The sequence below is a fragment of the Herbidospora solisilvae genome (assembly GCF_009901565.1).
Taxonomy (GTDB): domain Bacteria; phylum Actinomycetota; class Actinomycetes; order Streptosporangiales; family Streptosporangiaceae; genus Herbidospora; species Herbidospora solisilvae.
The window spans coordinates 839,757-850,564 of sequence record NZ_WXEW01000002.1 but is presented as its reverse complement, the minus strand read 5'-3'; the positions used below and the strand labels follow the sequence as shown (position 1 = coordinate 850,564).

Genomic DNA, 10,808 nt, shown 5'->3' with positions numbered 1-10,808 from the left:
CGCGCTGGTGGCGGCCCGCCCGGCGACCGCCGCGCTGCGGGCGCTGGCCGCCGCCGGTCTGCTGCCGCCGCCGCTGCGGCCCTTCGCCGGTCCGGTCACGGCGGTCGCGGGCACGCCGGTGCTCGCCACCCTGGCCGGACGCTCGCCCGCCGACCAGGAACGGCTGCTCCTGGACGTCATCGGCACCCAGGCCGCCGCCGTGCTGGGCTTCGCGGACCAGAGCGGCATCGACGTCACCCGCGCGTTCAAGGACCTGGGCTTCGACTCCCTGACGGCGGTCGAGTTCCGCAACCGGCTGGCCACGGCCACCGGCCTCACGCTGCCCACGACGCTGGTCTTCGACCATCCGTCACCGCGTGCCCTGGCCGATTTCCTGCGCTCGGAACTGCTGGGCGCGGACGCCCCCGCCGCCCCGGTCGCCGCCACGCCGCGCCGGGCCGACGAGCCGATCGCGATCGTGGCGATGGCCTGCCGTTATCCGGGCGACGTGCGCACCCCCGAGGATTTGTGGTCGGTCGTGTCGGGCGAGCGCGACGTCATCTCGCCGTTCCCGGCCGACCGGGGCTGGGATCTGGAGCGCCTGTTCGACCCCGACCCCTCCCACGCGGGCACCTCCTACGCCCGCGAGGGCGGTTTCCTGCACGACGCCGCCGGGTTCGACCCCGCCTTCTTCGGCATCAGCCCCCGCGAGGCGGTCAGCATGGACCCGCAGCAGCGGCTGCTGCTGGAGACCGCCTGGGAGGCGTTCGAACGGGCCGGCATCGACCCGGCCTCGCTGCACGGCTCGGCCACCGGCGTCTACGCGGGCGTGGTCTACACCGACTACGGCTCGCGGGTACGGCTCCCGCCGGACATGGAGGGCTATCTCGGCATCGGCAGCGCGGGCAGCATCGCGTCGGGGCGGATCGCGTACACCCTCGGTTTGCGCGGACCGGCCGTCACCGTGGACACCGCCTGCTCGGCCTCGCTGGTGGCCCTGCACCTGGCGGTCCGCGCGCTGCGCGACGGGGAGTGCGACCTGGCGCTGGCGGGCGGCGCCACCGTCCTGTCGCATCCGGACATCTTCATCGGCTTCAGCCGCCAGCGTGGCCTGTCGGCCGACAGCCGGTGCAAGGCGTTCGCCGCCGCCGCCGACGGCACCGCCTTCGGCGAGGGGGTGGGCCTGCTGCTGGTGGAGCGCCTGTCGGACGCCGTCCGCAACGGCCACCCCGTCCTGGCGGTCATCCGGGGGACGGCGATCAACCAGGACGGCGCGTCGAACGGCCTGACCGCGCCCAACGGCCCGTCGCAGCAGGCGGTCATCCGCGCGGCCCTGGCCGACGCGGGCCTGGCCCCCGCCGACGTGGACGCGATCGAGGCGCACGGCACGGGCACCCGCCTCGGCGACCCGATCGAGGCGCAGGCCATCCTCGCGACCTATGGGCAGGACCGGGACGAACCGGCCTGGCTGGGCTCGCTGAAGTCGAACATCGGCCACACCCAGGCGGCGGCCGGGGTCGGCGGCGTCATCAAGATGGTCCAGGCCCTCCAGCACGGGGTGCTGCCCCGTACGCTGCACGTCGACGAGCCCACCCCCCACGTCGACTGGACGGCGGGCGACGTGCGCCTCCTCACCGAGGCCCGCCCCTGGACCCGGGAGACCGGCCGGACCCGCCGCGCGGGCATCTCGGGTTTCGGCATGAGCGGCACCAACGCCCACGTCGTCATCGAGGAGGCCCCCGCCCCGCGCCCCCAGGCCGAGGCGTCCTTCGGGGATGCGCCGGTGCTGCTGTCGGCGCACAACCCGCAGGCGCTGAGGGAGCAGGCCGTCCGGCTGCGCGACCACCTGGCCACCCGCCCCGGCCTGCTGCCGTCGGACCTGACCCGCACCCTCGCCACCGGCCGCGCCGCGCTCGCCCACCGGGCCGCGGTCGTCACCGGCGACCGCGAGGCGCTGCTCGCCGCCCTCACCGCCCTGGCCGACGACCGGCCGGACCCGTTGCTGGTGCGGGGGCAGGTCAGGCCGCTGGGCAAGACGGTCTTCGTCTTCCCCGGCCAGGGCTCCCAGTGGGACGGGATGGCCCGCGACCTGCTCGCCACCTCCCCCGTCTTCGCCGACCACCTGCACGCCGCCGCCGACGCGATCGAGAAGTACGCGGGCTGGAACCTGATCGACGTGCTCGACGGCCCGTCGCCAGATCGGGTCGACGTCATCCAGCCCGCCCTGTTCGCCGTCATGACCAGCCTGGCCCGCCTGTGGGAACACCACGGCGTGCGCCCCGACGCCGTCATCGGCCACTCCCAAGGGGAGATCGCCGCCGCCCACATCGCCGGAGCCCTCACCCTCGACGACGCCGCCAAGATCGTCACCCTCCGCTCCAAGGCACTACTCGCCCTCGCCGGAACCGGCGGGATGGCCTCCGTCTCGCTGAGCGCGGCCGACGTGGCCGTTTACCTGGCGTCCTACGACGATCTGCACATCGCCGCCACCAACAGCCCCAACGCGACCGTCATCGCCGGGGACGCCGCCCAGCTCGACGACCTGCTCGCCACGCTCGACGCCCGGAGGATCCCGGTCGACTACGCCTCCCACAGCCCCCACGTCCACCGGCTCCGCGACGAACTCCGCACCCTCCTCGACGGCATCCGCCCCCAACCCGCCGCCATCCCCTTCTACTCCACGGTCACCACCGGGACCGCCGACTTCACCCCCGAGTACTGGTTCGACAACCTCGCCAACCCCGTCCGCTTCCACGAGACCCTCACCAAGCTCCTGGACGACGGCCACACCACCTTCGTCGAGGCCAGCCCCCACCCGGTCCTCACAACGGCCGTCCAGGACACCCTCGAACACCCGTCGCTGCTGGTCACGGGCACTCTCCGACGCCACAAGGGCACCCTCGACCAGTTCCACCTGAACCTGGCCGCCCTCCACGCCGACGGCCACCCCGTCACCTGGCACCTGCCGGAGCAGGGCGTCACCGACCTGCCGACCTACGCCTTCCAGCGCGAGCGCTACTGGCTGACCGGCCCCTCGGTGGGCGGTGACGCCGGGGGCCTCGGCCTGGACGCCGCCGAGCACCCCTTCCTGAGCGCGGTCACGGTGCTGGCCGAGACGGGCGCGCTGGTGGTCACCGGCCGGGTCTCGCGCGACTCCCACGGCTGGCTGGCCGACCACGCCGTGCGCGGCACGGCGCTGCTCCCGGCGACGGCGCTGCTCGAACTCGCCCTCCAGGCCGGGCAGCTCTCCGGGGCCGCGCTCCGCGTCGACGAACTCACCCTCGAAGCCCCGCTCCTCCTGCCCGAACACGGCAGTGTGCGCCTCCAGGCGGAGGTGAGCGCCGCCGACGGGTCCGGCCGCCGCCGGGTGACCGTGCACTCCCGGCGGGGCGGCGACGAGGAGTGGACCCGGCACGCCGCCGGAACCCTGACCCCGGCCACGCCCGGCGAACCGGACGGGGCGACCGCCTGGCCCCCGCCCGGCGCCGTCCCCCTGGTGGTCGACGACCTCTACGACCGGCTGGCCGACCTCGGTTACGAGTACGGTCCCGCCTTCCGCAACCTCACCGCCGCCTGGCGGGCGGGCGACACCGTCCACGCGGAGGTCCACCTGCCCGACGGCCACGACGACGACGCCGCCCGCTTCGCCCTCCACCCGGCGCTGTTCGACGCGGCCATGCACGCCATGGCCCTGGGCGGTTTCCTCGGCGAGGGGGTGCGGCTGCCGTTCGCCTGGTCGGGCGTCGACCTGTTCGCCACCGGGGCCACCGCCCTCCGCGCCACCCTGACCCCCGCCGGCGACGACACCGTCACCATCACGCTCGCCGACCCGGCGGGCGCGCCGGTCGCCCGGGTGGAGTCCCTGACCCTCCGCGCGGCCCCCACGGCGCGGACCACCGAACCCACGTCGCTGTACGAACCGACCTGGACCGAGATTCCCTTGGTGCCGGCGGAGACCCCGGACGTGACCGTGATCGAGTGGCCCGCCTCCTCCGCCGACGGCGGGCTCCCCCAGGCCGTGGCCGCGAACGTGCGGGCCCTGGTCGACCGGCTGACCGCCTGGCTGGCGGAGCAGCCCGACCCCGCGTCGCGCCTGGCGATCGTGACCAGGAACGCGGTGGCCGTGCGCCCCGGCGACCACGTCGACCTGGCGGCGGTTCCCCTGTGGGGGGTGGCGAGGTCGGCCGCGACCGAGAACCCCGGCCGGATCGTCGTCGTCGACGTCGACGACGCCTCGGCCGCCGCCCTCCCGGCGGCCCTGGCCGGTGGCGAACCGCAGATCGCCCTCCGCGACGGCGTCGCGCTGGTCCCCCGGCTGACCCGCGTGAGCCGGTCCGCCCCGCTCGACCTGCCCGACGGGGCCTGGCGGCTGGCGACCCCGGGCGGTTCGCCCGACGACCTGCACGCCGCGCCCTTCCCCGAGGCCCTGGCCCCGCTGGCCCCGCACCAGGTCAGGATCGAGGTCCGCGCCGCCGGGCTGAACTTCCGCGACGTCCTCACCGCGCTCGGCATGGTGCCCTCCGCGACCCCGCTGGGCGCGGAGGCGGCGGGCGTCGTGCTGGAGACCGGGTCGGCGGTCGCCGGTCTGGCCGTCGGCGACCGCGTCTTCGGGCTGGCGCCGGGCGCGGTCGGGCCGGTCGCGGTCGCCGACCACCGGCTGCTCGCCCGGATCCCCGAGGGCTGGTCTTTCGCCGAGGCGGCGAGCGTGCCGGCCGTCTTCACCACCGCCTACCACGGTCTGGTCACCCTGGCCCAGGTCCGGCCGGGGGAACGGGTGCTCGTGCACGCCGCCGCCGGCGGGGTGGGGCTGGCCGCCCTCCAGCTCGCCCGGCATCTGGGCGCGGAGGTCTACGCCACGGCGAGCCCCGCGAAGTGGGCCGCGCTGCGTGCCCTGGGCCTGCCGCCGGAGCGCATCGCCTCCTCCCGCACCGACGCGTTCGCCGCGAGCTTCGGCGAGGTCGACGTCGTGCTGAACTCGCTGACCGGCGACCTCCTGGACGCCTCGCTCGGCCTGCTGCCCCCGGGCGGCCGGTTCGTCGAGATGGGCATCGCCGATCCCCGCGACCCCTGCGCGCTGGCCGAGGAGGGGGTGGCGTACCTGCCGTTCGAGCTGCTGGACATGCCGGTCGAGGAGGTGGCCGACGCCTTCAAGGGTGTGCTGGCGCTGTTCGCCTCGGGGGCCCTGCGCCCGTCGCGGGTCGCCACCTGGGACGTGCGGCAGGCTCCGGCCGCCTTCCGGCACTTCGCCCAGGCGGCCCACGTGGGCAAGCTGGTGCTGACGCTGCCGCCCGTACGGGAGGGGACCGTGCTGGTCACCGGCGGGACCGGCACGATCGGGGCGGCGCTGGCCCGGCACCTGGTGGCCGCGCACGGCGTGCGGCACCTGCTGCTGACGAGCCGGCGCGGCCCGGACGCGCCGGGCGCGGCCGGCCTGGCCGCCGAGCTGACCGCGGCCGGGGCCGAGGTGCGGATCGCGGCCTGCGACGCGGCCGACCGGGCCGCGCTGGCCGACCTGCTGGCAAGCGTCCCGGACGACCGGCCGCTGCGCGCCGTGGTCCACACGGCCGGGGTCCTGGACGACGGCGTGCTCGCCTCGCTGACCCCGGAGAAGATCGAGGCGGCGCTGCGTCCCAAGGTCGACGCCGCCTGGCACCTGCACGAGCTCACCGGCGACCTCGACGCGTTCGTGTTGTTCTCCTCCGCGTCGGGCCAGCTCGGCGGCGCGGGGCAGGCCAACTACGCCGCCGCCAACGTCTTCCTCGACGCCCTCGCCGCGCACCGCAGGGAGCGCGGGCTGCCCGCGACCTCGCTCGCCTGGGGCATGTGGCGGGAGGCCAGCGGCATGACCGGTCACCTGGGCGCGGCCGACCTGGCCCGCATCGCCCGGGGCGGGCTCACCCCGATGTCGGCCGAGGAGGGGCTGGCGCTGTTCGACGCCGCCCTGCGGGCCGACCGGCCGCTGCTGGTCCCGGCCGTGCTCGACGAGGCCGCGCTGCGGGCGCGGGCCGAGGCCGGGGAGGTGCCGCCGGTCCTGCGCGGGCTGGTGCGCGCGCCGTCGGTGCGGCGGGCCGCCCGCCACGCGCCGGTCTCCCCCGCCGGCCTGGCCGAGCGGCTGGCCGCGCTGCCGGGGCCCGACCGGGAGCAGGCGCTGCTGACCCTGGTCAGGGAGCAGGTGGCGGCCGTGCTCGGGCACGCCGGAGCCGACGGGGTCGCCGCCGACCAGGCGTTCAAGGAGATCGGCTTCGACTCGCTGACCTCGGTCGAGCTGCGCAACCGGGTGGCGGCGGCGACGGGGCTGCGGCTGCCCACCACGCTCGCCTTCGACTTCCCGACCCCGGCCGCGCTCGCCGCCCACCTGCGCGGCCTGCTCGCCCCCGCCGACGCCACCGACGACACCTCCGACGGCATGGCGGCCGAACTCGACCGGCTGCTGGCCGCCGTGACCACCGACGGACCCGGCTTCACGAAGATCAAGGACCGGCTGCGCGCGGCGTTGTGGCGCTGGGAGGAGGGCTCCCGCCCCGCCGAGGAGCCCGACGACGACCTCGCCGCGGCGACCGACGAGGAGCTGTTCCGCGCCCTGGACGAGGAGCTCGACCCGCTGTGACCCCTGGAGACGACATGACCAGCAACGAGGACCGGCTGCGCGAGTACCTCAAGCGGACCACGACCGACCTGCGCCAGGCCCGGCGCCGCGTCCGCGAACTGGAGGACCGGCAGCACGAACCCATCGCGATCGTGGCCGCCGCCTGCCGCCTGCCCGGCGGCGCCGACGACCCCGAGGCGTTGTGGCGGCTGCTCGACGCGGGCGCCGACGCCGTCGGCGGCCTCCCCGCCGACCGGGGCTGGGACCTCGATTCGTTGTACGACCCCGACCCGGACCACGCCGGGACGGCGTACACGAAGGAAGGCGGTTTCCTGTCCGACGCCGCCCGGTTCGACGCCGCGTTCTTCGGCATGGGCCCGCGCGAGGCGACCGCCACCGATCCGCAGCAGCGGCTGCTGCTGGAGACGGCCTGGGAGACCTTCGAACGGGCCGGGATCGCGCCCGGATCCCTGCGCGGGAGCCGGACCGGCGTGTTCGCCGGCGTGGTGTCGCAGGCCTACGTGCCGCCGCCCGACCGGGTGCCGGACGGCTACGAGGGCCATCTGATGACCGGCAACGCGACCAGCGTGGCGACCGGGCGGATCGCCTACCACCTGGGCCTGGAGGGCCCGGCGGTGACCGTCGACACAGCCTGCTCGTCGTCGCTGGTGGCCATGCACCTGGCCGCCCGGTCGCTGCGGAGCGGCGAGTGCGACCTGGCGCTGGCGGGCGGGGTCACGGTGATGGCCACCCCGGTGCTGCTGGTGGAGTTCAGCCGCCAGCGCGGGCTGGCCCCCGACGCCCGCTGCAAGGCGTTCGCCGCCGCCGCCGACGGCACCGGCTTCGCCGAGGGGGTCGGCCTGCTCCTGCTGGAACGCCTCTCGGACGCCCGGCGCAACGACCGGACCATCCTCGCCGTGCTGCGCGGCTCGGCCGTCAACCAGGACGGCGCGTCCAACGGCCTGACGGCGCCCAACGGCCCGACGCAGGAGCGGGTGATCCGGGCCGCGCTCGCCGACGCCCGGCTCACCCCCGAGCAGGTCGACGCCGTCGAGGCCCACGGGACCGGCACCCGCCTGGGCGACCCGATCGAGGCGGGGGCGATCCTGGCGACGTACGGGCGGGACCGGGCCGAGCCCCTGTGGCTGGGGTCGGTGAAGTCGAACATCGGCCACACGCAGGCCGCCGCCGGGGTGGCCGGGGTCATCAAGGTCATCGAAGCGCTGCGGCACGAGACCCTGCCCCGCACCCTCCACGTCGACGAGCCGACCCCGCACGTCGACTGGGAGAGCGGCGCGGTCCGCCTCCTCACCGAGCCGGTGCCGTGGCCCCGGGGCGAACGGCCGCGCCGGGCCGGGGTCTCGTCGTTCGGCATCAGCGGCACCAACGCCCACGTCATCATCGAGGAGGCGCCCGCGCCCCCGTCCTCGCCCGATGGGGCCGAAGCCGGTTCGCCCGCCGCGCCGTGGCCGCTGTCCGGCCGCACCGAGACCGCCCTCCAGGCCCAGGCGGCCCGCCTGCTCGACCACCTGACCGCCCACCCCGGCCTGGACGACACCGGCGTCGGCCGCACCCTGGCGCTGGGCCGCACCCCGCTCAGGCACCGGGCGGTCGTGCTGCCCGGCGACCGCGACCAGCGCCTGCGCGCGCTGGCCGACCTCGCGGCGGGCCGCCCGTCGCGGCACCTGGTCCGCGCGGTGGCCGCCGAACGCGCCGGCACGGCGTACCTGTTCACCGGCCAGGGCAGCCAGCGCCCCGGCATGGGCCGCGGCCTCTACGAGGAGTGGCCGGCCTTCGCGGCGGCGCTGGACGAGGTCGCCGCCGCGTTCGCCCCCCACCTCGACCGTCCGCTCAAGGACCTGCTGTTCGGCGGCGACCCCGCCGCCCTCGACCGGACCGAGTACGCCCAGCCCGCCCTCTTCGCCCTGGAGGTCGCCCTGTTCCGGCTGCTGGAGCGGCTCGCCCCGCCGCCCACGCGGGTGGCCGGGCACTCGCTCGGCGGGCTGGCCGCCGCGCACGCCGCCGGGGTGCTGTCGCTGGAGGACGCCTGCGCCCTGGTCGCCGCGCGGGCCCGGCTGATGCAGGCCCAGCCGGAGGGCGGCGCGATGACGGCCGTCGAGGCGACCGAGGCCGAGGTCGCCGAGGTGCTGGAGGCCTACCGGGGACGGGTCGGCCTGGCCGCCGTCAACGGCCCGGCCGCCGTGGTCGTCTCGGGCGACGCGGACGCGGTCACCGAGATCGCCGCCGGGTTCACCACGCGGGGCCACCGCACCCGCAGGCTCCGGGTCGGCCACGCCTTCCACTCGCCGCACATGGACGGGGCCCTGGCCGCCTTCCGCGCGGCGGCGGCCCGGGTGACCTTCCACGCACCGGTCATCCCGCTCGTGTCGGAGGTGACCGGCCGCGAGGCGGCGTACGAGGAACTGAAGGACCCTGACTACTGGGTGCGCCACCTGCGCGACACGGTCCGGTTCGGCGACGTGGTCGCCTCGTTGCGCGCCGCCGGGGTGAGCACCTTCGTCGAGGTCGGCCCCGACGCCGTGCTCACCCCGATGGCGGCGCGCGCGCTGCCCGACGACGCGCTCGTGCTCCCGGCGCTGACCCGGGACCGGCCGGAACCGGAGGCGGTGGCGTCGCTGGTCGCCCGGCTGCACGCGGCGGGCGGCGAGGTCGACTGGTCGGCCTGGCATCCCGCGGGCCCGCCCGCCGACCTGCCGCCCTACCCGTTCGAACGGGAGCACTACTGGTGGGGCTCGGACCCGGGGACCGGCCGCCCGGAGGAGCGACCGGCCGAGACGACCCTGCTCGACCTGGTGCGGGTGCACGCCGCCGAGGTGCTCGGCCACGCCGCGCCCGACCAGATCGGCCCCGAGGACAACTTCCTGCACATCGGCTTCTCCTCCTTCAGCGCCCTGGAGGTGCGCAACCGGCTGTGCGAGGCGACCGGCCTGACCCTGCCGCCCGTGCTGCTGTACGACTACCCGACCCCCGCCGCCGTCGCGGGTTTCCTGGAAGAGCGGCTCACCACGTGACGGGCAGCCGGTGGATGCCCTGAACCGAACCGCCCGGCTTGACCCCGAGCGCCTCGACGGGCTCGGTGAGGCGCAGGCCGGGCACCCGGGTGACCAGCTCGCGCAGCCCGATCTCCAGTTCGGCGCGGGCCAGGTTCTGCCCGATGCACTGGTGCACGCCGTGCCCGAAGGCCAGGTGACCACGCGCGTCGCGGTTCAGGTCGAGCGTGTCGGGATCGGTGTAGACGCGTTCGTCGCGGTTGGCGGCGGCGTTGGGCAGGTAGACGGCGTCCCCCGCGCGGATGGTCGCCCCGCCGACCTCGATGTCGGCGGCGGCGACCCGCTGCAGCTCGTCGGCGACCGACAGGAACCGCAGCAGCTCCTCGACGTGGTCCTTGGCCCGGTCGGGATGGTCGCGCAGCACGGCGAGCTGGTCGGGGTGCTCCAGCAGCGTCAGGATGCTGAGCGCCATCATGTTGGCGGTCGTCTCGTGCCCCGCGACCAGCAGGAACATCGAGATCGACGCGACCTCGGCGCGGGTGAGCTGCCCGGTCGCCAGCCGCTCCCGGATGAGGGTGTCGACGACGCCCTCGCCGGGCTCGGCGAGCTTCAGGTCGATCAGTTCGTCGAAGTAGGCGGTGAGCGCCACGGCCGCGTCGGCCGCGTCCTGGGCGCTGCTGGTCGCCATCAGCATCTTCCTGGTCTGCGCCTCGAAGAAGTCGTGGTCGCCGTACGGCACCCCGAGCAGCTCGCAGATCACGGTCGACGGCACCGCGAGCGCGAACTCGGGCACCAGGTCGGCCCCCGGCCCCTTGTCGAGGATCGCGTCGATGCGCTCGGTGACGATGCGCAGGATCACCGGCCGCAGCTTCTTGAGCCCGTTGACGGTGAAGCTCGGGGCGAGCATGCGCCGCTGCACGTCGTGCTCGGGCGGGTCCATGCCGACGAGGGCGACCAGCTTCGAGGCGGCCATCCGGGGCACCAGCACCGGGAAGTCGGCCCGCGACCGGTCCGACGACAGGCGGGGGTCCAGCAGGAGCGCCCGCGTCTCGGGGTGCCCGGTGATCACCCAGGCGGTCCGCCCGTCGTACAGGCGGACGGGCGCGGCGACGCCGGTGGCCCGCAGCCGCTCGTACCCGGCGGGCGGGTGATAGGGGCAACCGCGGTTCATGGGGAAGTCGGGGATCTCACTCATCCGTTCCTCGCACAGTGTCGGTTGGTGGCTCGGTCGG

At 75.9% G+C, this 10,808-nt stretch carries 3 protein-coding genes; 2 read left to right on the top strand and 1 reads right to left on the bottom strand.

Annotated elements, in window-relative coordinates; all coding sequences use genetic code 11:
- The first annotated feature begins 7 nt into the window (after nt 1-7).
- Nucleotides 8-6,586 carry an SDR family NAD(P)-dependent oxidoreductase gene (locus GT755_RS09500; RefSeq protein WP_328794265.1) on the top strand — a complete coding sequence of 2,193 codons (6,579 nt, stop codon included), beginning with the start codon at nt 8-10 and terminating at the stop codon, nt 6,584-6,586.
- A 14-nt stretch (nt 6,587-6,600) separates the two neighbouring features.
- Nucleotides 6,601-9,597 carry a type I polyketide synthase gene (locus tag GT755_RS09495; RefSeq protein WP_161479303.1) on the top strand — a complete coding sequence of 999 codons (2,997 nt, stop codon included), beginning with the start codon at nt 6,601-6,603 and terminating at the stop codon, nt 9,595-9,597.
- Here the strand turns inward: GT755_RS09495 and GT755_RS09490 are convergent.
- On the bottom strand, nt 9,587-10,771 hold the full coding sequence (locus GT755_RS09490) for a cytochrome P450 (RefSeq protein WP_161479302.1): 1,185 nt from the start codon (nt 10,769-10,771) through the stop codon (nt 9,587-9,589). The two genes, GT755_RS09495 and GT755_RS09490, sit on opposite strands and share 11 nt — an antisense overlap.
- Between the last annotated feature and the right edge of the window lie 37 nt (nt 10,772-10,808).

What these genes read in the sequence shown, in the direction of transcription:
- GT755_RS09495 (WP_161479303.1), top strand. Translation starts at nt 6,601, where the DNA reads ATGACCAGCAACGAGGACCGGCTGCGCGAGTACCTCAAGCGGACCACG.
- GT755_RS09490 (WP_161479302.1), bottom strand. Translation starts at nt 10,771, where the DNA reads ATGAGTGAGATCCCCGACTTCCCCATGAACCGCGGTTGCCCCTATCAC.